Origin of the sequence: Methylobacterium sp. NEAU K (genome assembly GCF_030700285.1) — a bacterium.
GTDB lineage: Bacteria > Pseudomonadota > Alphaproteobacteria > Rhizobiales > Beijerinckiaceae > Methylobacterium.
In genome coordinates this window covers 98,377-118,391 of sequence record NZ_JAUYZJ010000005.1, presented here as the reverse complement: position 1 = coordinate 118,391, position 20,015 = coordinate 98,377, and the positions used below count along the sequence as shown (strand labels likewise).

Genomic DNA, 20,015 nt, shown 5'->3' with positions numbered 1-20,015 from the left:
ACGTCGCGCAGCGAGGCCTTCGACTAGTCCTTGGCGCGCTCGACGTAGGCGCCGTCGGCGGTCATCACCACGACGCGGGTGCCGGCGGCGATGTGCGGCGGCACGGTGGTGCGCACGCCATTCGAGAGCGTGGCCGGCTTGTAGGACGAGGATGCGGTCTGGCCTTTCAGAACCGGCTCGGTCTCGGCCACTTCAAGCGTCACGCGCTGGGGCAGCTCGATGGTGAGCGGCACACCGTTATGGGCCGAGAGCATCACAGCCATGCCCTCCTGAAGATAGGGGGCGGCGTCGCCGACCACGTCCGCCGGCACGGCGATCTGTTCGTAGTTCTCCGGGTTCATGAAATGGAAACCTTCGCCGTCGCTGTACAGGAAGGTATGCTCGCGATCCTCGACGAACGCCCGCTCGACCTGCTCGGTGGTACGGTAGCGCTCCGAGACCTTCACGCCGTCCGTGATGCGGCGCATGTCGAGCTGGGTCACCGGGGTGCCCTTGCCGGGGTGGATGTTCTCGGCGAACAGGATCACGTAGAGCCTGCCGTCCTTTTCGACGACGTTGCCCTTACGGAGCGTTGAGGCGATCACCTTCACGGAATTAGGTCCTGCATTGACAAGGCGGGCCGGCACACGCCAAGCGCGTGCGTTGAATCTCGGGCCTCGCCACTATCGCATCTGTGGCGCAGTTGCCAGCGGGCGGCCATGAACCGTGTAGCGTGGCGCCCCGGCGCGTCAGGCGGGAGCCGCGCCGGAATCCCCCGGATCCCGGTTCTGCCTGCCGTCCGGAACGGGTCAGGACGAGGCATGAGAACACGCATCAACCATCGGCCAGCGCGAAACTTTTACTGTGGGCGCAGCTGCGGAATGCTCCCGGCCGGCCCGGGATGCCGGCGTTGACCGATACGCCGTCACCCTGGTGGTCGCCCGAACGGCATGCGGACCGCCGGCCGGCCCTGCTCCTGCGGAACCGCATCCTCACCGCGTTCCGCAGTTGGTTCGCGGCTCGCGACTTCATCGAGGCTGAGGCCGCCTGCCTTCAGGTCTCACCTGGCAACGAGGCGCATCTGTCGGCCTTCGCCACGGAGGCGGTCGGCGCAGGCGGAGCGCGCACGCCGCTCTACCTGCACACCTCGCCGGAATTCGCCTGCAAGAAGTTGCTGGCGGCGGGCGAGACGCGGTTGTTCAGCTTCGCGCGGGTGTTCCGCAATCGCGAGCGTGGACCACTGCATCACCCCGAATTCACGATGCTGGAATGGTACCGAACCGGCGCGCCCTATACGGACCTTATGGCGGACTGCACCGATTTGCTCCGGCGCGCCGCCGAGACCGCCGGCACGCCCCGCTTTCTCTACCGGGGCCGGGAGGCCGACCCGCAGGCCGAGCCCGAGCGGCTGACCCTGGCGGAGGCCTTCGCCCGCTTCGCCGGCATTGATCTCCTGGCCACGGTTTCGCGGACCGGTGAGACCGACCGCGACGGTCTGGCTGCCTCCGTAGCGGAGACGGGCCTGCGGGTCGCGCCAGACGACACCTGGGCCGACCTGTTCTCGCGGGTGCTGGTGGCCCGGATCGAGCCCCATCTCGGCCACGGACGTCCGACAATCCTGTACGAATACCCGGTCAGCGAGGCGGCGCTCGCCCGGCCGGCACCCCACGATCCGCGGGTGGCGGAGCGCTTCGAACTTTACGCCTGCGGTGTCGAACTCGCCAACGCCTTCGGCGAATTGACCGACCCGGCCGAGCAGCGCCGCCGCTTCGAGGCCGAGATGGCGGAGAAGCACCGCGTCTACGGCGAGTGCTACCCGATCGACGAGGATTTCCTGGTCGCGCTCGCCGCGATGCCCGAGGCCTCCGGGATCGCCCTCGGCTTCGACCGCCTCGCCATGCTGGCCTGCGGCGCGAGCCGCGTCGACGACGTGATCTGGACGCCGGTGGCGGAGACCCTGCCGTGAACCGCACCCTGCGCGGCGCCGACGACCTCTCCGCAGCCGGCCTGCTGTCCGGGACGGATGCGCGCGCCCTGCGCGACGTGCTGGCCCGTTACGCCGTCGCGGTGACGGCCGACATGGCCGAACTGATCGACCCGGACGACCCCGAGGATCCCATCGCCCGCCAGTTCGTGCCGCGGGTCGAGGAGTGCACGGTCGCCCCGCAGGAACGCGCGGACCCGATCGGCGACGGCGCCCATGCCCCCGTACCCGGCATCGTGCACCGCTATCCCGACCGCGTCCTGCTGAAGCCGCTGCACATCTGCCCGGTCTATTGCCGCTTCTGCTTCCGCCGGGAGATGGTCGGGCCGGACGGCCTCGGGACCCTGACGGATTCAGAACTCGAAGGCGCCGTCGCGTATATCGCGCGGGATCCTCGGATCTGGGAGGTTGTGCTCACCGGAGGCGACCCGTTCGCTCTCTCGGCCCGGCGCCTCGGCCTCATCGCCGAGCGCCTTTCGGCGATCGACCATGTGCGCGTGATGCGGATCCACACCCGCGTGCCTGTGGTGAAGCCCGACCTCGTCGGCGACGCTTTGGTGCAGGGGCTCAAGAGCTTCGGGCGCGCGGTGTTCGTGGCCCTGCACGCCAACCATCCGCGCGAATTCACGCCGGCTGCCCGCGCCGCCTGTGCCCGGCTCGTCGATGCCGGGATCCCGATGGTCAGCCAGTCGGTGCTGCTGCGCGGAGTCAATGACGATGCCGCGACCCTCGAAGCGCTGATGCGGACCTTCGTCGAGAACCGGATCAAGCCTTACTACCTGCACCACGGCGATCTCGCGCCCGGCACGGGCCACCTGCGCACCGGTCTGGCTGAGGGACAGGACCTGATGCGCGCCCTGCGCGGCCGCCTCTCCGGCCTCGCGCAGCCGACCTACGTGCTCGACATCCCCGGCGGCTACGGCAAGGTGCCGGTCGGGCCGCACTATCTGCGCGAATCCGAGGACGGGACGCAGGTGACCGATCCAAACGGGTGCGAACATGCCTACCCGCCCAAGGCGTGACGGAGATCCGAAGACGATGCGCAAGCTCTGGGGCCGGCTCACCTCGGTGAACGTGCAGAAGGCGGTCTGGGGATTGGACGAGACCGGGCTCGATTACGAGCGGATCGATGCGGGCGGCGCTTACGGCGTCGTCGATGACCCCGCCTACCGCGCCCTGAACCCGAACGGACTGGTCCCGACCTTGGAGGAGGACGGGTTCGCGCTCTGGGAGTCGAACGCGATCCTGCGCTACCTCGCGGCCACCTCGCCGGCTCTGGCGCTGCCCGACGATCCGCATGCGCGGGCGCCAACCGAGCAATGGCTCGATTGGCAGGCCACGAGCTTCACGCCTGCCATGCGGGATGCCTTCTGGCAGCTCTACCGGACGGCAGATCCGGACCGGCGACTGATCGAGAACTCTTTGAAGCAGGGCGAGGCGATGGCGGCTATCCTCGACGCTCGGTTGGCCGACCGGGATTTTGTAGCCGGCGACCGCTTCGGCATCGCCGACATTGCGCTCGGCTGTGCGGCGCATCGGTGGCTCAATTTGCCGGTGAACCGCGTCGAGCGGCCGGCATTGCGCCGCTGGTACGAGCGGATCGCTGCCCGGCCCGCCGCGTCCCGGGCGCTCGGGGAGCCCATCGCCTGAGGCCGCGCGGCCTTGTCGGCGCGCCCGCGCGATCCACCTTGGCCGGACTCGCCGATCCGTCCGGCGCCGGCCTTTCACGGAGCCTCATGATGGCGATCGACACGACCCTGCGCGACGCACTCTCCGCCGTGACGACCGCCAGCTTGGTCCGCGCGCTTACGCGGACCGGCGTGACGGCGTTCCACCCGCGCGGCCTCTCCGGCCGTGGCGGCGGAAGCGCCATCGGTACCGCCTACACGCTGCGGATGATCCCGGCCCGCAACGATGGCGCGGGGGATGTCGCCGCGGCGATCGATGCCGTGCCGCAGGGCGCCGTAGTGGTGATCGACGCCGCCGGCTCGGGCCTCGCCCTGCCCTTCGGGTCGATCCTCGCGGCGCGGCTCGCCCAGCGCGGGGTCGCGGCTCTCGTCACGGACGCCGCCCTGCCGGAGGAGGTCAGCCTTCCGGTCTGGTGCGCACCGGAAGCCGGGAGCGGCGCTCTGGCCCTTGTCGGGACGCAGCAACCTGTCTGCTGCGGGGGCGCGGCGATCCATCCCGGCGACATTGTGGTCTGCGCACCTGGCGGTGTCGTCGCTCTTCCTGCCGACATGGCCGAGCGGCTCGCGCTCGAAGCCGTGGAGCAGCAGCGCCTCGACCTCTGGATCCAGCGCGAGGTCGAGAAGGGCGAGACCCTCGCCAGCCTGCTGCCGCCAGACGCGGCGGCGATGGCGCGGTTCGAGGCCGAAACGAAGCCGGGCTGAGTGGCATCCGTGTTCTTCCCCCTGTCGAAGGTGGTCTACTTCCTGATCACGCCGTCGAACTTCTTCGTCTTCGCGGCTTTGGCCGGACTCGGCCTGCTGGCGGCGACGCGCCTTCGCCGGGCCGGCCTCGGCCTTGCTGGTCTCGGCGTGATGGGACTGGCGCTCGGCGGGTTGTCACCGCTGTCGGAGATCGTCCTGCTGCCGCTGGAGCAGCGGTTTGCGCCATATCCGGCCGATGCCCCCGCTCCGGTGGGCATCATCGTGCTCGGCGGCGGCATCGAGGCCGGCCTGTCCGAGGCGCGTGATCAGGTCGTCGTCAACGATGCCGGGGAGCGGCCGATCTATTTCGCCGACTTGGCCCGGCGTTTCCCAGAGGCCCGACTGGTCTTTTCCGGCGGCAGCGGTTTCGTCGGGGGCGGCACGCCGGAGGCCGACATCGTCAGCTGGCAGGCCGACGCGCTGGGCCTGCCCCGGACCCGGCTGATCCTCGAGAACCGTTCTCGCAATACGCAGGAAAACGCCGCCTTTTCGGCAGCTCTCGTCCATCCGAAGCCGGGCGAACGCTGGTTGCTCGTCACCTCGGCCTGGCACATGCCCCGGGCGGTCGGTTGCTTCCGCCAAGCGGGCTTCACCATCGACGCCTTCCCGGTGGATTACCGGACCCGCGGATGGCGCGATGCCGCCCGCTTCAACGGATTTGCCTCCGACGGGCTTCTGCAACTCGACTTGGCCACGAAGGAGTGGATCGGTCTCGTCGTCTACCGGATCGCCGGCTACACGTCGGATTGGCTGCCTGAGCCAGAACCGCCCGCGGCGTCCGGCAGCGCCAGCCGGTAGATGCCGCGGAAATCCTCCGGGTCGACCGGCTTGCCCTTGCGCAGGATCGCGATCCGGCCCGCTTGCGCAAGGCGCACGGCTACCCGGCGGACCGGCTGCATCAGTGGTCCCCAGCCGTCGGGATGCAAGCCGCCGATGGCGCGGGCGACCTCCGACGGGCAGACGGTCTTGCCCACGCCCCGCTCCGCGACGAGGCCGAGTATCGCCGCCTCGATCGCCGCCGCGTCCGCCTTGATCGCATTCATATCCGTGCCTCGTCGGTTGGGTCCAGAAGCGGACCCTCGTGCGGGCCTTCGCCGGCCGCGAGCAGCGCCTTGCGGATTTCCGAGGCGAATTGCCGCCGCCACATGATGACCACCACCGCGGATGTCGAGGCGATCAGCACATACGGGCTGACGAACCAGCCGAGATAGGCCAGCGCGAAGAAGAACGCCCGCTGCCCGCGCGCGAAGTGCCGGCCGGCGCTGACGTTCATCGCCGCGAGCCGGCGCACCGCGCGGAGCATCTCGGACTCGCCGGCCCCAGAGCCCTTCGACGGCACGGCACCGAGCAAGATGGATGCATAGTTGAACAGCCGGTAGGCCCAGGCGAACTTGAAGAAGGCATAGACAAAGACCAGCGCGAGGCCAGCGACCTTCAACTCCCAGGTGGTACGGTTCGCCACCGTCCCGAACGGTAGCGTCGCGAACAGGTTCAGCACGTCGTCGCCGGACCGCGACAGGGTCAGAACCGAGCCGAGAGCGATCAGCGAGGTGGAGGCGAAGAAGGCGGTGCCGTTCTGCAGCGACGCATTGATCTGCGTGTCGACCACGCGGTTGTCACGCCCGATGACCTGCCGGGCCCAATTGGACCGGTGGCCGTTCATGATCTGGCTGAGGGACACCATCCGCCCGCGCATTCGCCCGACCGACAGGCCGTAGGCGATCCAGGCGAGGATGAAATAGAGCAGCGCCCCGATGTCCAGGGGCGAGAACGCGGCAGTGCCGGCGGTCAGGTCGGTCATGGTCTCCGGGACCGGCGGGAGATGGAATCGGATAAGCCCGGGGCAATACCAGTCCCGCTCCGCGCGCAGAACCCGCCTGCTGTGCGAATCCGTTCTGCGCCGATCGCCCGGTATCACCCGCGCAGGATTTCGAAGCCGCCCGAACTTGGTGAATCGCCGCCTTCGCGCACGGTAACTTCGGTCACACAGGCCCCGGGCGGTCCGGCCCAGCACAACGTCACGATCTCCTCGACGGCTTCCGGCGCTCCGATGAACACTGCCTCGACCGAACCGTCGTCGCGGTTGCGCACCGTTCCGGACAGTTGTCGGGCTCGGGCCTCGGCTTGAGTCCATGCCCGGTAAGATACGCCTTGCACGCGTCCCTGGATGACGACGGAAACGGTGCAGGTTGCGCTCATCGGGTGGCTACCGCTCTTGGTAAGGCCCGCCCAGAAACTGCGCGGGCCCTGCGCGCGTTACTCGGCCGCCATCGGACGACGGACGCCGGCATTGACCGCGGCCATTCGATTCTCACCGGTTCGGACGTGGGTCGAGTAGAGCATCAGCCCCGTGAAGGCGAGGCCGCCGACGATATTGCCGAGCAGCGTCGGGATCTCGTTCCACAGCAGGTAGTCCATGATGGTCAGGTGGCCGCCCATCAGGATCGCCGACGGGAACAGGAACATGTTCACCACCGAGTGCTCGAAGGTCATGAAGAAGAACACCGTGATCGGCATCCACATGGCGATCACCTTGCCGGGAACCGAAGTGGACAGCATCGCCCCGATTACGCCGGTGGAGACCATCCAATTGCACATCATGGCCCTAACGAAGAGCGTCAGCATGCCGGAGGCTCCGTACTTCTCGTAGCCGAGGGTGCGGGCCTCGCCGATTCCGGCAATCAGCTTGCCGACTGCATTCGGCTCGGTGGCGAATCCGAAGGTGAAGACGATCGCCATCATCACGGCGGTGGTAAGCGCGCCCGCGAAATTGCCGAAGAACACCAGCACCCAGTTGCGCGCGATACCGGCCACGGTCACGCCGGGGCGCTTGTCGATAAGGGCGAGCGGCGTGAGCACGCAGACCCCAGTGAACAGGTCGTAGCCGAGCAGGTACAGCATCGAGAAGCCGACCGGGAACAGCAGCGCCCCAACCAGCGGCTGCCCGGTGGTCTGGTTGATGGTCACCGCGAAGGCCGCTGCGAGAGCGAGGATCGCGCCGGCCATGTAGGCACGGATGAAAGTGTCTTTGGTCGCCATGAATACCTTCGATTCACCGGCATCGACAGCCTTCTTCACGAAATCGGCGGGCGCCAGATAGGACATGCGAACCTCTCCCTCGCACGCGGCTGCCGATCGCCGTTGACCGATGAGCACGCTGCGCAATCACGAACTGCCGGCCTGGCGCTGATGATGGTGCCTGGGTCCGGTCAGTCGCGAGCAAGCAGGTTGCGTACCAGTTGCCGGTCGTTCAGGCGGGCGGACCGCGCATCCAGCGACTGATTTCGCCGATGTAGGCCGGCGGCAGTTGCGCCGCCTTTGCGGCCGCCAGCATGGCGTCGAGATAGCCCGGGCGCGGACGGCCGGGCGCGGTCGAGCGCCCGAGATAGATCAGCGCGCGCTTCACGCCGACCGCCGTGCTGATCGGGAGTGTCGCCTTGGCGTAGAGACCGCCAGCGACGCCCTCGTAGCGGTCGAGCGCCGGGATGTCGCCAGGGGCCAGGTCCCAGAGCACGCCCCAGACGGTGCGGGCGGGATCGCGCACCACCGAGGCGTAGCCCTCACGCATGATGATGAAACGGTGCCGCGGCAGATGCCCACCGCCGACCATCCGCGAGATCGGGCAGCGCAGGGCCATCGCGGCGGCATCCATGTTGGCCCCGTAGGCGAAGTAGAGAGGCATGCCTGACGGTTCGAACGCTACTTGCCGGACTTGCTAACCTCGCGTCGCACGATCCACTCGTTCGCCCGCATGGCCGCATACGTGACTGCGACGTCCGGGACCACGAATGCGACGAAGATCTCGCCCGAACTCACGGCCTTAGGCTCCGCACCACATATCCCCCGATCCAAACTATGCTGATGCTGGCACGAAGCCAGATCGCCGGGAAGAAAGCCGTTGCCGGACGCAGACTGGCAGCGATGGCGCTTCCAAAACTCATCGCGGAAATGGGCGCCACGAAACGGATCACCACGAACGCCACCGCAATAGTCTTCAGCGCGGTGGCCAGCAGCTCTGCGTCCGTTCGTCGTGAACGGCGCTCACGACGAACGCTCGCCGCGCTCAGGCGAATTCCAGGATCACGGCGTCGACAGCCAGGCTATCGCCCTCCTTGGCGTGGATCTTTCCCACGGTGGCGTCGCGCTCGGCGCGCAGGACGTTCTCCATCTTCATCGCCTCGACGATCGCGATCGGCTCGCCGTTCTTCACCTCCTGGCCCTCGGTCACCAGGATCTGCTTCACGAGGCCGGGCATCGGGCAGAGCACTTGCTTGCCTGAACCTGCCTGCTCCTTGACCGGCATCAGAGCGGCCAGTTCGGCCTCCCGACGCGTGTACACCCTGGCCTCGCCAGCTGCGCCCGCGTGCTGAAGGAACACGCCGTTCAGCAGGCTGCGCACCTGGATGGCGACGCGCTCTGCCCCGATCGTGCCGATCCAGACCGGCTCGCCCGGCCGCCACGTGCTCGCTACCGACAGCGCCGTGCCGTCGGCCCGGATCACGCTGAGGTCCTCGCCCTCGGGCTCGAGGGTGACGGGATAGGATTCGCCAGCGAGCACCACGACGCGCTCGCGCTCGAACGCGAAGAGGCCGGGGGCGCGCATCTGACCCGAAATGCCGCGCTTGCGCTGGTTGAGCTTGTGGTCGATCGCCGCCGCCGCGGCCATCATGCGGATCGCGACTGCGCCCGCGGGCTCCGGAGCCGTGAAGCCGTTCGGGAATTCCTCTGCGATGAAGCCGGTCGACAGCCGGCCCTCCTGCCAGCGCGGATGGGCCATAAGCGCCGACAGGAACGGGATATTGTGGCGGATACCGTCGATCGCGAAGGCGTCGAGGGCCTCTCCCTGCGCGGCGATCGCCTCGGCGCGGGTCGGCGCCCACGTGACGAGCTTGGCGATCATCGGATCGTAGTGGATGGCGATCTCGCCGCCCTCCTCCACGCCGGTGTCGTTGCGAACGATCGCTGAGCCCTGCCGGCCCTCCTCGGGGGGGCGGTAGGTCGTCAGCCGCCCGATCGAGGGCAGGAAGTTGCGGGTCGGGTCCTCCGCGTACACGCGGCTCTCCACGGCCCAGCCGTTCAGTTTCACGTCGTCCTGCGTGATCGGCAGCTTTTCGCCGGCCGCGACCCGGATCATCAGCTCGACGAGGTCGAGGCCGGTGATCATCTCTGTCACCGGGTGCTCGACCTGCAGCCGCGTGTTCATCTCCAGGAAGTAGAAGGACTTGTCCTGCCCGGCGACGAACTCGACGGTGCCAGCCGAATCGTAGTTCACGGCCTTGGCCAGCGCGACAGCCTGCTCGCCCATCTTGCGTCGGGTCTTCTTGTCGAGGAGCGGCGACGGGGCCTCCTCGATAACCTTCTGATTTCGGCGCTGGATCGAGCATTCGCGCTCGCCGAGATAGACGACGTTGCCGTGCTTATCGCCGATCACCTGGATCTCGATGTGCCGCGGGTCGGTGATGAACTTCTCGATGAAGACGCGGTCATCGCCGAATGAGGAGGCCGCCTCGGACTTTGCGCGGGCGAAGCCCTCGGCGACCTGATCGGCCGAGTGGGCGATGCGCATGCCCTTGCCGCCGCCGCCCGCGGAGGCCTTGATCATCACGGGGTAGCCGATCTCATCGGCGATCCGCACCGCGTGCTCAGGTGATTCGATCACCCCGAGGAAGCCCGGCACGGTCGAGACCTCGGCAGCGGCTGCCGCCTTCTTCGATTCGATCTTGTCGCCCATGGCGGCGATCGCGCCGGGATTCGGGCCGATGAAGACGATGCCGGCCGCTTCGAGCGCCTTCGGGAAGGCCTCGCGCTCGGACAGGAAGCCGTAGCCCGGATGGACCGCCTGGGCGCCGGTCTGCAGGCACGCCTCGACGATCTTCTCGATGACAAGATAGGACTGGGCCGCAGCGGCGGGGCCGATATGGACCGCCTCGTCGGCCATGGCGACGTGCACGGCGTCGCGGTCGGCGTCCGAGTAGACCGCTACCGTCCTGATGCCCATCTTCCGGGCGGTCTTGATGACCCGGCAGGCGATCTCGCCCCGGTTGGCGATCAGGATCTTGTCGAACATCGCTGGCGCACTGCTTTCGAGATCGCCGGATTGCACACCGGCTTGGGTGTCCCGATAGATCACTTGCGCCGCGGACGGAAGCTGCGCCTTGGTTGAAGGCTCAGGCGGCGAGCGCGAAGGTGATGCGCGGGGCGCGGACGGCCTCGCGGGTCCAGCGGTTTGCCTCCATGGCGAAGACCATCAGCGACTCGGCGCTGCCCTGGGCCTCGCGCACGATCTCCATGGCGATCCGGGCGCCGACCGCGGTGGGGCCGTCACGACCGCTGAGCGAAGCCGCGAGCCAAGCGGCAACCTCTCGGTCGATGTAGCCGGTCGGGCGCAGGCCCCACACGGCGAAGTCGACCACCGACGCCACCAGGAAATCGGCGAAATCGTCCGAGCCGATCACGGCCCGCTCCAGGGCGATCAGCATGTCGGCTTCCTCGCGGCTCATGATGCCCTCCGGCAGCACTTCGCGCTTCAGGACCAAGAGATCCTCGTCGCTGATCGAGCCGGTCGAAACCGCATGGTTGCAGAACTGTTGAACGGAGATCATGGTCATGGTCGCCTGCTCCTCCGGCTTTTGCTGTGGCCGGTGCTTGTCCCGGTGTGTCCTGAACTTACGGGACCGCATGCCTGCCAGAGGTTAACGGCGAAATCTGAACGCAAGTTCAGGTAAACACCGCCCGAGCAATCAGGCTTATTGGGACGTTGAGCAGTTGCGTTACCGGACGATGACCGTAGCGCCGACGGGGACGCGATCGAAGAGGTCGACCACATCGATGTTGCGCATGCGGATGCAGCCCGAGGAAACCGCCAGACCGATCTTCTCCGGCTCGTTCGTGCCGTGGATCCGGTAGAGCGTGTCCTTGCCATGGTCCGACAGGTAGAGGGCGCGGGCGCCGAGCGGATTCATGGGGCCACCCGCCATGGCGTGGACATGGGGCCAGCGCTTGATCATCTCGGCCGGCGGGTTCCAGGCCGGCCATGCCGCCTTTCGGTCGACCATGGCGGTGCCGGTCCAGCCATAGGCCTCATCGCCCACCGACACGCCGTAGCGGATCGCCTTGCCGCCCGGCAGCACGAGGTACAGCTGGCGCTCCTTCGTCTCGACGACGATCGTGCCGGGTGGCTGCTTGGTCGGATCGCTCACTTGGTAACGGGCGAAATGCGGATCGAACTCCGCATCGGGGACCAGCGCCATGAATTCCACGTCGCGGGCCGAGAGTTTCGGGTCCGGCACGGACTGGAAATTGCAGCCCGAGAGCAGCAGGGCGCAGGCGAAGATCGGGATTAAGCGCATGCTGCTACCCTCGGTCGTCCTCCGCGAGGCCGGACGTGCCGCCGCGTTCGGGTGCGTCCCGTGGAAGATCCAGTCAACCATACCGGGTGCGGGCACCCCGCCGTAGTCCGCGCGTTGCGCCCATGGCACATTGCCGGCTCCTGTTGCAGGTGCGCGACAGGACCGCATCCGGGAGCGACCGTCGTGACCACCCTGTACGTGAGCCATCCCGCGAGCTTCGACCACGAGGTGCCGGAGGGGCATCCCGAGCGGCCGGCGCGTATGCGGGCGATCGAGCGCGCTCTGGAGGACGAGCGCTTCGCCTGCCTCGTACGGACATCGGCCCCCCGGGCAGAGGTCGAACTTGCAACCCTGGTACACCCACGGGATTACGTCGACGCGCTGGTCGCCGCGGTGCCCAAGCACGGCATGGTCGGGATCGATGCCGACACGATCCTGTCCGCCGGCAGCCTGGAGGCGACGCTCCGGGCGATCGGCGGGGCTACCCACGCGCTCGACGCGATCATGGCCGGCGAGTGCCGCAACGCCTTCGTGGCGATGCGCCCGCCCGGTCACCACGCCGAGCGAACCCGGGCGATGGGCTTCTGCCTGTTCAACCACGCTGCCATTGCGGCCCGCTACGCCCAGGAGAAGCACGGAGCCGAGCGCGTCGCACTGGTGGACTGGGACGTCCATCACGGCAACGGCAGCCAGGACATCTTCTGGGACGATGGGTCTGTGCTCTACTGCTCCACGCACCAGATGCCGCTCTATCCGGGCAGCGGCGCCGCCTCGGAGCGGGGCGAGAAGGATACGATCGTCAACGTGCCGTTGCGGCCTAACGACGACGGCGAGGTCTTCCGCGAGGCGTTCGAGACCGGCATCCTCACACGCCTGGAATCCTTCCGGCCGGACGTGATCGTGATCTCGGCGGGTTTCGACGCCCATCGCCTTGACCCCCTGGCCAACCTTCGGCTGGAGGCGGAGGATTTCGGCTGGGCGACGCGTCGACTGATGGATGTGGCCGAGCGCTGCGCCGGCGGCCGCATCGTGTCGGTGCTGGAGGGCGGCTACAGCCTGGAGGGCCTCGCCAAGTCGGTCGCCGCGCACGTGGATGCCCTGATGGGACGGTGAGGACGCGCGGCATGTTCGGGATTGAGACCGACGCCGGTTGCGACATAATCGACCGATTCGCGGAATTCGGAACGATGCCGCCATTGAATCGCTGCGCCCCGCCTGTCCGGGCGTTCGGCCGCGCGGGTATCGCGTGCCGAGTTGCACGGGTCGCCGGCCGATGACGGCAGCCCCTTTCGTGACCTACGCGCTGGCGCTGTGCGTTGCCGCTGCGGTGCCCGGTCCCGGGGTCGTGGCCCTCGTCGCCCGCGCGCTCGGTTCGGGCTTCCGGGCGGCGATGGCTTTCGCTGCAGGGCTGATCCTGGGCGATCTGACCTACCTCGCCGCGGCCGTCTTCGGGCTGGCCCTGATCGCCGAAACGCTCGGCGAGGTCTTCGTCGTCGTCCGGCTCTGCGCGGGCGTGTATCTCGCCTATTTGGCGTTCCGGCTCTGGCGCTCGGCTGGGGCTACCGACCGGATCGAGGGCGGTCCCGCCGACCGGCCGCTCGCGAGCTTCGTCGCCGGGATCACCATCACCCTCGCCAATCCCAAGACGATCGTCTTCTATCTCGCCGTGCTGCCCACGATCGTCGATCTCCGCAACGTCACGGGCGGCGACTTCGCCGCCCTCGTCGCCGTGACTGCCCTGGTCATCGCTGGGGTCATGACGACCTATGCCGCCCTGGCCGCGCGAGCCCGGGACTCGCTGCGCAGACCCGGATTCCGCGCCCGGCTGAACCGAAGCGCGGCCGCCATCATGGCCGGCGCGGCGGTCTGGACCGTCGTACGACGCGCCTGACCCTCCCACCGACAGGCAGCAGTCCGCCCGGAAGCGGTTCAGCCCTCCAGCGGCTCGTCGCCCAGCAGCTCGATGCCGAAACCCGAGAGACCGACATAGGAGCGCGACGAGGTCGCGAGGTTGCGGATCGAGACCACGCCGAGATCCCGCAGGATCTGCGCGCCCAGGCCGACCTCGCGCCACTGGCGGGCACGCTGGGCCTCCGTGCCCTCCTCGGTGACGCTCTTCAGCGGGACGCCCGCGGTGCCGTCCCGCAGGTAGACCAGCACTCCGCGGCCCGCAGCTGCAAAGCGTTTCAGCACCGCGTCGATCTGCTTGCCGCCGCCGATCACATCGGCGGCGACGTTGGAGCGGTGCAGCCGCACCAGCACGTCACGCCCGTCGCCGATCTCGCCCGTCACAAAGGCGAATTGCTGGATCGTCTCGAACGGGGTCGAGAACACATAGGCGGTCATGTCGCCGTGGCTCGACCGAACCGGGAAATGCCCGACCCGCTCCACCAGCCTGTCCCGTGCCTGCCTGTAGGCGATGAGGTCGGCCACCGAGACCCGCTTCAGCCCATGCGTCTCCGAGAAGGCCTCGATCTGCGGCCCCTTCATCACGGTTCCGTCGTCGTTGGCGAGTTCGCAGATCACACCGACGGGCGGCAGCTCGGCCAGCTTGCACAGATCGACCGCGGCCTCGGTATGGCCCGAGCGCATCAGAACGCCCCCATCCCGGGCGATCAGAGGGAAGACGTGGCCGGGGCGCACGAAGTCGCCAGCGCCCATGTTGCCGTTGGCGAGCGCCCGCACCGTGTTGCAGCGCTGCTCGGCCGAGATGCCGGTGGTGAGCCCGTGCTTCACGTCGACCGTGACCGTGAAGGCCGTGCCGAGCGGCGCGTCGTTCGAGGCGACCATCGGGGCCAGGTGCAGCCGCCGCGCCTCGCTCTGGGTGATCGGTGCGCAGACGATGCCGCACGTGTTGCGGATGATGAACGCCATCTTCTCCGGCGTGCAGAGCGAGGCCGCGACAACGAGGTCGCCCTCGTTCTCACGATCGTCGTCGTCGGTGACGACGACGATCTCGCCGCGGGCGAAGGCCGCGATGGCCTCGGTGACGGTGCAGTGGGGCACGGGCAATCTCGAATCGTTTGGTACCGGGGCCGGGTTCAGGGTTGCTGCCCGACCTGTCCGCGATGGCGCAGATAGTGATCGGCCAGCACGCAGGCCATCATGGCCTCCGCCACCGGCACCGCGCGGATGCCGACGCAGGGATCGTGGCGGCCTTTGGTGACGAGATCCACCTCGGCGCCGTCGCGGGTCACCGAGCGGCGTGGCGTCAGGATCGAGGAGGTCGGCTTCACGGCGAAGCGCACCACCACCGGCTCGCCGTTGGAAATGCCGCCGAGGATCCCGCCAGCGTGGTTGGCCAGGAAGCGCGGGCGGCCGTCGTTGCCGGCCCGCATCTCGTCCGCATTGGCCTCGCCGCGGAGTGCAGCGGCGGCGAAGCCGTCGCCGATCTCCACGCCCTTGACGGCGTTGATCGACATCATCGCGGCGGCGAGATCCGCGTCGAGCTTGCCGTAGACCGGGGCTCCGAGGCCGGGCGGAACACCCTCGGCCACCACCTCGATCACGGCACCCACCGACGAGCCGTCCTTCCGGATTCCGTCGAGGTATGTTTCGTAGAGGGCCGCAGCCTCGGCGTCGGGGCAGAAGAACGGGTTGTTGCCGACCTCGGCCCAGTCCCAGCGAGACCTGTCGATGACATGCGGGCCCATCTGGACGAGCGCCGCCCGGATGGTCACGCCGGGGATCACCTTGCGCGCCACCGCACCGGCCGCCACTCGCGCCGCCGTCTCGCGGGCCGACGAACGCCCGCCGCCGCGATAGTCGCGAATGCCGTACTTGGCGTCGTAGGTGTAGTCGGCGTGGCCGGGCCGGTAGCTGTCGCGGATGTCCGAATAGTCCTTCGAGCGCTGATCCGTGTTCTCGATCATCAGCGCGATCGGCGTGCCGGTGGTGTACTGACGGCCGCCTGTGCGGTCGTCAGCGAAAACACCCGACAGGATCTTCACCTGGTCGGGCTCGCGGCGTTGCGTGGTGAAGCGCGACTGGCCAGGTTTGCGTCGGTCGAGTTCGGCCTGAATCTCTTCCGCTCCCAGCGGAAGGCCGGGCGGACAGCCATCGACCACGCAACCGAGCGCGACCCCGTGGCTCTCGCCGAAGGTCGTGACGCGGAACAGGTGGCCGAAGGTGTTGTGAGACATGACGCGGCCCGTCTAGCGCGGGAGCGCCGGGGGCACAAACCGCCTCCGCGCGGCAGGGTTCTAGGCCGGCCTCGAATCAATGAGCGCCTTTTGTCGCTGAAGACCGCCCCGCGCCTTCAGCGCCCGATAAGCCGCCACCCCGACGGCGAGATCCGCCCGCAGGCGGCTTTCGTCGCCGAGATCGTCGAGGCCGTAGGTGAGGCCGAAGATGTGGGCGGCCTCGTAGCCCTCCGGAAGCTCGCCCGTGCTGCCGAGGGTGATGGTCGCGTTCGGCAGCCGGTCGGCGAAGTCGGTAAGCCGGGATCGAAGCGCGTCGCCGCTGGCGCGCAGGTAGGGACCGGCCGCAGGTCCGTGCTCCCGGATCGCCGCCACGGTGCCCTGCGCCAGGGACAGATGGACCACCTCGCGGTGCGCCGGGAACAGGTAGACGAGGTAGTAGCCGCGCGTGGCGCTGGTGGTGATGGCGGGATCGAAAACGGCCACCCAGGGGACGGCCGCCCAGTTGCTGCCGCGCCCCGGGCTGCCCTTCACCAGGAACGGGCCGTCGATCGTTTCAAGAGCCGCGCGCAGCTCGTCGGGTGCGCCGCGCCGGATCACGGAGGCCAGGGGATGGCCGGCCGGCGGGTCGAGCCGGGCCAGCGGGTATTCCTCGATGATCCGGCGCAGCGCATGCCCGAGGCTCACTCGGTGGCTCGCATCAAGCCCGCACCTGCCGTCGTACCGATTTCGAGGTGCTTCATGCTGCCCAGGAAGCTCCTGGCGTCCGGCTTTCGGAAGGCCGGGCCGGTGGCGAGCACGAAGTCTTGCGTCGTCGCGCCGTGGCCGCGCAGTGCCGCGCCCGCGACGTCCAGCACCTCGATCGCCACGCCCCGGTGGGTGGTGAGGCTGTCTCTCGGAAGCTCGCGCGGTGCCTGAGCGAAACGCACGATCGCCGGATGGGTCGCCCCCTCGGCGTGCGATGCTCCCACGGAACGCCCGCAGCGTTCGGCTCTGGTCTCACTCTCGCGGGTCATCGACGCAATGAGGCCGCCGACGGTCTCGTTCGCCTTCGGGGCCGGCCTCTCGATGCCGTCGTGATAGCGGAGGCGGGTCTCGGCCAAGGTCTCAAGTCCCGTTCCGACGCGTCCGGGACCAACCGACCGGCCGGCCATTCGTTTCACCGTCGGGGATCAGGCATTCGGCCGCGCCAGCACGCCGCCGGTCATCGCCTCGCGGACACCCGTGGTCGACGGGAAGGTGATCGGCAGCCCTTTTAGGGAGCGCACCGCGAGATACGCGAAGGCCTGCGCCTCCAGATAGGCGGAAGACCAGCCGATGGCGTCCGCGGTCGTGATCTCGGCGCGCAGATGGTAATTCAGCAGACGCACAAGCTCGCCGTTGCGCGCGCCGCCACCGGCGACGATCCAGCGGGTCGGAATCTCGGGTGCGTGATCGAGCGCCCGCGCCACCGCCCGCGCCGTGAAGGCGGTGAGCGTCGCGGCGCCGTCCTCCGTGGAGAGCTGCCCAGCGAGCTTGTGCGAGAACCAGTTCCGATCCAGCGACTTCGGCGGCCGGCGAAAGAAGAACGGGTGCATCAGCAGCCAGGCGAGCAGCTGCTCGTCGGCGCGGCCGCGGGCGGCGGTGCGGCCGCCGTCGTCGAGATTCTTGCCCTCGCGCTCCTGCATCCACTCGTCGATCAGGGCGTTGCCGGGCCCGGTGTCGAAGGCGATCACGCCGCCCTTGGAATCGATCAGCGTCGCATTGGCGACGCCGCCGATGTTGAGGATGCCGAACGGGCCGTCGAATCCCGAAGCCTCGGCCAGGGCCTTGTGGAACACCGGCACCAGCGGCGCGCCCTGGCCACCGGCCTCGATGTCGGCCCGGCGCAAGTCCGAGACCACCGCTATGCCGAGCCGGTCCGCCAGCGCCTGCCCGTCGCCGATCTGGATCGAGATCCGCTGGTCCGGCCGGTGAATCACGGTCTGACCGTGGAATCCGATGACGTCGATCGCCGTCGCGCTCAGGCCGTTCTCGGCCAGGAACCGCTCGACTGCTTCGGCATGGGCCTGCGTGACGAAGGCCTCCGCCTCGGGCAGCCGCCCGGGCCGGTCGCCCGGATGGAGCACCGCCTCGGCGTCCTTGGTCGCGGCGCGCAGCAGCGCCTTCTCCGTGTCGGAATAGCCGCGATAGCCGTTGGGCCCGAGCGGCTCCAGGAAGTTGTTGTGGCCCTTGACCACGTGGACCTGCTCGCCGTCGGTCTCGATCAGCGCGATATCGACGCCATCCAGCGAGGTGCCGCTCATCAGCCCGATCGCGCGCATCATCGCCATGCCGCCCAGCCCCGTGCCTTTCGGCCAACGCCCTGCTATGAGCGCGCCGTATCCTGAACCCAAGCGCGAGTTAGCACGCAGAGCTTCGGCCTGTCGCGCCGGCTCGCGACCCGAGACCGCTGCCATGACCGCCGAGAGCTTCGCGCCGAAATCCGACTTCCTGCGGATCCTGACCGAGCGCGGCTACATTCACCAGACCTCCGACCTTGCCGGGATCGACGCGGCGGCCGTGGAGGGACGGCTGACCACATATGTCGGCTACGATTGCACGGCGCCTTCGCTTCATGTCGGGCACCTGTTGTCGATCATGATGCTGCACTGGCTCCAGGCCACCGGCGGCCGGCCGATCGCGCTGATGGGCGGCGGCACCACCCGGGTCGGCGACCCCTCCGGCCGCGACGAGACCCGTAAAATCCTGACGGTGGAGCAGATCGACGCCAACAAGGCCGAGATCCGCAAGACCTTCGACCGGTTCCTGCGCTTCGGCGAGGGGGCCGGCGACGCCGTGATGGTCGACAATGCCGAGTGGCTGACAAAGCTCAACTACATCGAGATGCTGCGCGACGTTGGCCGCCACTTTTCGGTGAACAGGATGCTGTCGATGGACAGCGTACGCCTGCGCCTCGAGCGCGACCAGGAACTCTCGTTCCTGGAATTCAACTACATGATCCTCCAGTCCTACGACTTCGTGGAGCTGAACCGCCGCTACGGCTGCGTGATGCAGATGGGCGGCTCGGACCAGTGGGGCAACATCGTCAACGGCATCGATCTCGGCCGGCGCATGGGAACGCCGCAGCTCTACGCGCTGACTTGCCCGCTGCTGACCACGTCCTCGGGCGCCAAGATGGGCAAGACCGCTGCCGGCGCCGTCTGGCTCAACCCGGAGATGCTGAAGCCCTACGATTACTGGCAGTTCTGGCGGAACACCGAGGACGCGGACGTGGCCCGTTTCCTCAGGCTGTTCACGCTGCTGCCGATGGGCGAGATCGCGCGGCTCGCCGCCCTCGCCGGCTCAGAGATCAACGCGGCCAAGATGGTGCTCGCCACCGAGGCCACGGCGCTGATGCACGGCCGGGACGCCGCTGAGACCGCCGCCGAGACGGCGCGGAAGACCTTTGTGGAGGGGACGCTGGCCGCTGACCTGCCCAGCGTCACCGTGCCCGCGGCAGCTCTTGAGGCGGGGCTTGGCGTACTGACGGCCTTCGGGCCGGAGATCGCCAAGCTCGTGCCCTCGACCAGTGAGGCGCGACGGCAGATCAAGGGTGGGGGCCTGCGCGTCAACGACGTGCCGGTGACGGACGAGAAGGCGTTGCTCAGGCTTGCGGACCTGACTCAGGACGGCGTGATCAAGCTGTCCTTCGGCAAGAAGCGGCACGTGCTGCTGCGCGCCGAATAGGCTTCGAACGCCGCATTCCCAACCGAGCGGCTCGACGGCGCGTCACCTCCCGATGACGAGGGAGCAGGCGCGCCGTATTGCGATGGGCCGCGCGTCGGATGGGTCGTTTCCTTATGCGATCCTAACGCGCCGGACCCGCTGATCGTCTCGCATCCTCACGGAGACGCGAGCATGTCCGGGTCAGCGCGGCGCACCGATCGAATCCCCGAACGGACGCGGCGCGGGCCGGAGCCCTCAGCCGATGCTCGACCTCGTCTTCGTAGCGGCAGGTCTCGCCTTCTTCGCACTCGCCGCGGCCTACGCCGCGGTCTGCGTGCGCCTGTGAGGCTGACATGACCCTCGATTACATACTCGGCGGTGCCGTGACCGCTCTGCTCTTCGTCTACCTCACCTACGCCCTCGTCCGCCCCGAGCGGTTCTGAGCGAC

Annotated in this window: 23 protein-coding genes; 9 read left to right on the top strand and 14 right to left on the bottom strand. The window is 68.4% G+C overall.

The features are described from left to right. Window positions 1-23: 23 nt before the first annotated feature. Window positions 24-590: an elongation factor P gene (gene efp / locus Q8W67_RS05955; protein ID WP_305542190.1), complete on the bottom strand. Its 567-nt coding sequence runs from the start codon at window positions 588-590 to the stop codon at window positions 24-26. 299 nt (window positions 591-889) lie between these two features. On the opposite strand from efp, the gene epmA reads away from it, so the two are divergent. The 5 genes from epmA to Q8W67_RS05930 all read left to right on the top strand — a co-directional run bounded on the left by epmA (window position 890) and on the right by Q8W67_RS05930 (window position 5,190). Next, the gene (gene epmA / locus Q8W67_RS05950) at window positions 890-1,945 is read left to right on the top strand and encodes an EF-P lysine aminoacylase EpmA (protein ID WP_305542187.1); all 1,056 of its coding nucleotides are present in this window, start codon (window positions 890-892) and stop codon (window positions 1,943-1,945) included. Beyond that, window positions 1,942-2,985, top strand: coding sequence for a lysine-2,3-aminomutase-like protein (locus tag Q8W67_RS05945; protein ID WP_305542184.1), 1,044 nt, complete (start codon window positions 1,942-1,944; stop codon window positions 2,983-2,985). Before epmA ends, Q8W67_RS05945 begins: the two co-directional genes overlap by 4 nt. A gap of 16 nt (window positions 2,986-3,001) precedes the next feature. Continuing rightward, window positions 3,002-3,613 (top strand): glutathione S-transferase family protein, encoded by a 612-nt coding sequence (locus Q8W67_RS05940; RefSeq protein WP_305542181.1) that lies wholly within the window; start codon window positions 3,002-3,004, stop codon window positions 3,611-3,613. Window positions 3,614-3,699: 86 nt separating this feature from the next. After that, window positions 3,700-4,353: a dimethylmenaquinone methyltransferase gene (locus tag Q8W67_RS05935; protein ID WP_305542178.1), complete on the top strand. Its 654-nt coding sequence runs from the start codon at window positions 3,700-3,702 to the stop codon at window positions 4,351-4,353. Window positions 4,354-4,362: 9 nt separating this feature from the next. Next, window positions 4,363-5,190 (top strand): YdcF family protein, encoded by an 828-nt coding sequence (locus Q8W67_RS05930; RefSeq protein ID WP_305542484.1) that lies wholly within the window; start codon window positions 4,363-4,365, stop codon window positions 5,188-5,190. On the opposite strand, the gene Q8W67_RS05925 is transcribed toward Q8W67_RS05930, so the two are convergent. The 8 genes from Q8W67_RS05925 to Q8W67_RS05890 form a co-directional block, all read right to left on the bottom strand. Then, window positions 5,127-5,435: a DUF3253 domain-containing protein gene (locus Q8W67_RS05925; protein WP_305542175.1), complete on the bottom strand. Its 309-nt coding sequence runs from the start codon at window positions 5,433-5,435 to the stop codon at window positions 5,127-5,129. The two genes, Q8W67_RS05930 and Q8W67_RS05925, sit on opposite strands and share 64 nt — an antisense overlap. Beyond that, window positions 5,432-6,193, bottom strand: a complete 762-nt coding sequence (locus tag Q8W67_RS05920) for a DUF599 domain-containing protein (protein ID WP_305542172.1) — start codon at window positions 6,191-6,193, stop codon at window positions 5,432-5,434. Before Q8W67_RS05920 ends, Q8W67_RS05925 begins: the two co-directional genes overlap by 4 nt. 113 nt (window positions 6,194-6,306) lie before the next feature. Continuing rightward, a complete protein-coding gene (locus Q8W67_RS05915) occupies window positions 6,307-6,591 on the bottom strand; it encodes an acylphosphatase (protein ID WP_305542169.1) in 285 nt (94 codons plus the stop codon). Between the two features lie 57 nt (window positions 6,592-6,648). Then, the gene (locus Q8W67_RS05910) at window positions 6,649-7,497 is read right to left on the bottom strand and encodes a formate/nitrite transporter family protein (RefSeq protein WP_305542166.1); all 849 of its coding nucleotides are present in this window, start codon (window positions 7,495-7,497) and stop codon (window positions 6,649-6,651) included. A gap of 145 nt (window positions 7,498-7,642) precedes the next feature. Next, complete coding sequence (locus Q8W67_RS05905; RefSeq protein WP_305542163.1) at window positions 7,643-8,074, bottom strand: gamma-glutamylcyclotransferase family protein; 432 nt, start codon at window positions 8,072-8,074, stop codon at window positions 7,643-7,645. 381 nt (window positions 8,075-8,455) lie between these two features. Further along, window positions 8,456-10,459 carry an acetyl/propionyl/methylcrotonyl-CoA carboxylase subunit alpha gene (locus Q8W67_RS05900; RefSeq protein WP_305542160.1) on the bottom strand — a complete coding sequence of 668 codons (2,004 nt, stop codon included), beginning with the start codon at window positions 10,457-10,459 and terminating at the stop codon, window positions 8,456-8,458. 100 nt (window positions 10,460-10,559) lie between these two features. After that, complete coding sequence (locus Q8W67_RS05895; RefSeq protein WP_305542157.1) at window positions 10,560-11,000, bottom strand: hypothetical protein; 441 nt, start codon at window positions 10,998-11,000, stop codon at window positions 10,560-10,562. Window positions 11,001-11,162: 162 nt separating this feature from the next. Continuing rightward, window positions 11,163-11,741 carry a L,D-transpeptidase gene (locus tag Q8W67_RS05890; protein ID WP_305542154.1) on the bottom strand — a complete coding sequence of 193 codons (579 nt, stop codon included), beginning with the start codon at window positions 11,739-11,741 and terminating at the stop codon, window positions 11,163-11,165. A gap of 183 nt (window positions 11,742-11,924) precedes the next feature. On the opposite strand from Q8W67_RS05890, the gene Q8W67_RS05885 reads away from it, so the two are divergent. Together Q8W67_RS05885 and Q8W67_RS05880 are read left to right on the top strand one after the other, a co-directional pair. After that, entirely contained in the window at window positions 11,925-12,854 is a 930-nt protein-coding gene (locus Q8W67_RS05885; protein WP_305542151.1) for a histone deacetylase family protein, read from the top strand. 160 nt (window positions 12,855-13,014) lie between these two features. Then, the gene (locus tag Q8W67_RS05880; protein WP_305542148.1) at window positions 13,015-13,632 is read left to right on the top strand and encodes a LysE family translocator; all 618 of its coding nucleotides are present in this window, start codon (window positions 13,015-13,017) and stop codon (window positions 13,630-13,632) included. A 38-nt stretch (window positions 13,633-13,670) separates the two neighbouring features. Here the strand turns inward: Q8W67_RS05880 and ribB are convergent, their stop codons facing one another. The 5 genes from ribB to Q8W67_RS05855 all read right to left on the bottom strand — a co-directional run bounded on the left by ribB (window position 13,671) and on the right by Q8W67_RS05855 (window position 18,192). Further along, complete coding sequence (gene ribB, locus Q8W67_RS05875) at window positions 13,671-14,747, bottom strand: 3,4-dihydroxy-2-butanone-4-phosphate synthase (protein WP_305542144.1); 1,077 nt, start codon at window positions 14,745-14,747, stop codon at window positions 13,671-13,673. Window positions 14,748-14,782: 35 nt separating this feature from the next. Beyond that, window positions 14,783-15,883 carry a chorismate synthase gene (gene aroC, locus Q8W67_RS05870; RefSeq protein ID WP_305542141.1) on the bottom strand — a complete coding sequence of 367 codons (1,101 nt, stop codon included), beginning with the start codon at window positions 15,881-15,883 and terminating at the stop codon, window positions 14,783-14,785. Between the two features lie 60 nt (window positions 15,884-15,943). Next, entirely contained in the window at window positions 15,944-16,567 is a 624-nt protein-coding gene (locus tag Q8W67_RS05865) for a DUF3578 domain-containing protein (protein WP_305542138.1), read from the bottom strand. Further along, the gene (locus tag Q8W67_RS05860) at window positions 16,564-16,983 is read right to left on the bottom strand and encodes a hypothetical protein (protein WP_305542135.1); all 420 of its coding nucleotides are present in this window, start codon (window positions 16,981-16,983) and stop codon (window positions 16,564-16,566) included. The genes Q8W67_RS05865 and Q8W67_RS05860 overlap by 4 nt, the downstream gene beginning before the upstream one ends. Before the next feature lie 69 nt (window positions 16,984-17,052). Then, window positions 17,053-18,192, bottom strand: coding sequence for an anhydro-N-acetylmuramic acid kinase (locus Q8W67_RS05855; RefSeq protein WP_305542133.1), 1,140 nt, complete (start codon window positions 18,190-18,192; stop codon window positions 17,053-17,055). A 124-nt stretch (window positions 18,193-18,316) separates the two neighbouring features. On the opposite strand from Q8W67_RS05855, the gene tyrS reads away from it, so the two are divergent. Further along, a complete protein-coding gene (tyrS, locus tag Q8W67_RS05850) occupies window positions 18,317-19,588 on the top strand; it encodes a tyrosine--tRNA ligase (protein ID WP_305542130.1) in 1,272 nt (423 codons plus the stop codon). A 332-nt stretch (window positions 19,589-19,920) separates the two neighbouring features. After that, on the top strand, window positions 19,921-20,010 hold the full coding sequence (locus Q8W67_RS05845) for a K(+)-transporting ATPase subunit F (RefSeq protein ID WP_305542127.1): 90 nt from the start codon (window positions 19,921-19,923) through the stop codon (window positions 20,008-20,010). Window positions 20,011-20,015 lie beyond the last annotated feature (5 nt).

What these genes read in the sequence shown, in the direction of transcription:
- Q8W67_RS05910 (WP_305542166.1), bottom strand. Translation starts at nt 7,497, where the DNA reads ATGTCCTATCTGGCGCCCGCCGATTTCGTGAAGAAGGCTGTCGATGCC.
- aroC (WP_305542141.1), bottom strand. Translation starts at nt 15,883, where the DNA reads ATGTCTCACAACACCTTCGGCCACCTGTTCCGCGTCACGACCTTCGGC.
- Q8W67_RS05915 (WP_305542169.1), bottom strand. Translation starts at nt 6,591, where the DNA reads ATGAGCGCAACCTGCACCGTTTCCGTCGTCATCCAGGGACGCGTGCAA.
- Q8W67_RS05880 (WP_305542148.1), top strand. Translation starts at nt 13,015, where the DNA reads ATGACGGCAGCCCCTTTCGTGACCTACGCGCTGGCGCTGTGCGTTGCC.
- Q8W67_RS05935 (WP_305542178.1), top strand. Translation starts at nt 3,700, where the DNA reads ATGATGGCGATCGACACGACCCTGCGCGACGCACTCTCCGCCGTGACG.
- Q8W67_RS05845 (WP_305542127.1), top strand. Translation starts at nt 19,921, where the DNA reads ATGACCCTCGATTACATACTCGGCGGTGCCGTGACCGCTCTGCTCTTC.
- Q8W67_RS05940 (WP_305542181.1), top strand. Translation starts at nt 3,002, where the DNA reads ATGCGCAAGCTCTGGGGCCGGCTCACCTCGGTGAACGTGCAGAAGGCG.
- tyrS (WP_305542130.1), top strand. Translation starts at nt 18,317, where the DNA reads ATGACCGCCGAGAGCTTCGCGCCGAAATCCGACTTCCTGCGGATCCTG.
- Q8W67_RS05855 (WP_305542133.1), bottom strand. Translation starts at nt 18,192, where the DNA reads ATGGCGATGATGCGCGCGATCGGGCTGATGAGCGGCACCTCGCTGGAT.
- Q8W67_RS05920 (WP_305542172.1), bottom strand. Translation starts at nt 6,193, where the DNA reads ATGACCGACCTGACCGCCGGCACTGCCGCGTTCTCGCCCCTGGACATC.
- Q8W67_RS05895 (WP_305542157.1), bottom strand. Translation starts at nt 11,000, where the DNA reads ATGACCATGATCTCCGTTCAACAGTTCTGCAACCATGCGGTTTCGACC.
- Q8W67_RS05900 (WP_305542160.1), bottom strand. Translation starts at nt 10,459, where the DNA reads ATGTTCGACAAGATCCTGATCGCCAACCGGGGCGAGATCGCCTGCCGG.
- Q8W67_RS05890 (WP_305542154.1), bottom strand. Translation starts at nt 11,741, where the DNA reads ATGCGCTTAATCCCGATCTTCGCCTGCGCCCTGCTGCTCTCGGGCTGC.
- Q8W67_RS05925 (WP_305542175.1), bottom strand. Translation starts at nt 5,435, where the DNA reads ATGAATGCGATCAAGGCGGACGCGGCGGCGATCGAGGCGGCGATACTC.
- Q8W67_RS05905 (WP_305542163.1), bottom strand. Translation starts at nt 8,074, where the DNA reads ATGCCTCTCTACTTCGCCTACGGGGCCAACATGGATGCCGCCGCGATG.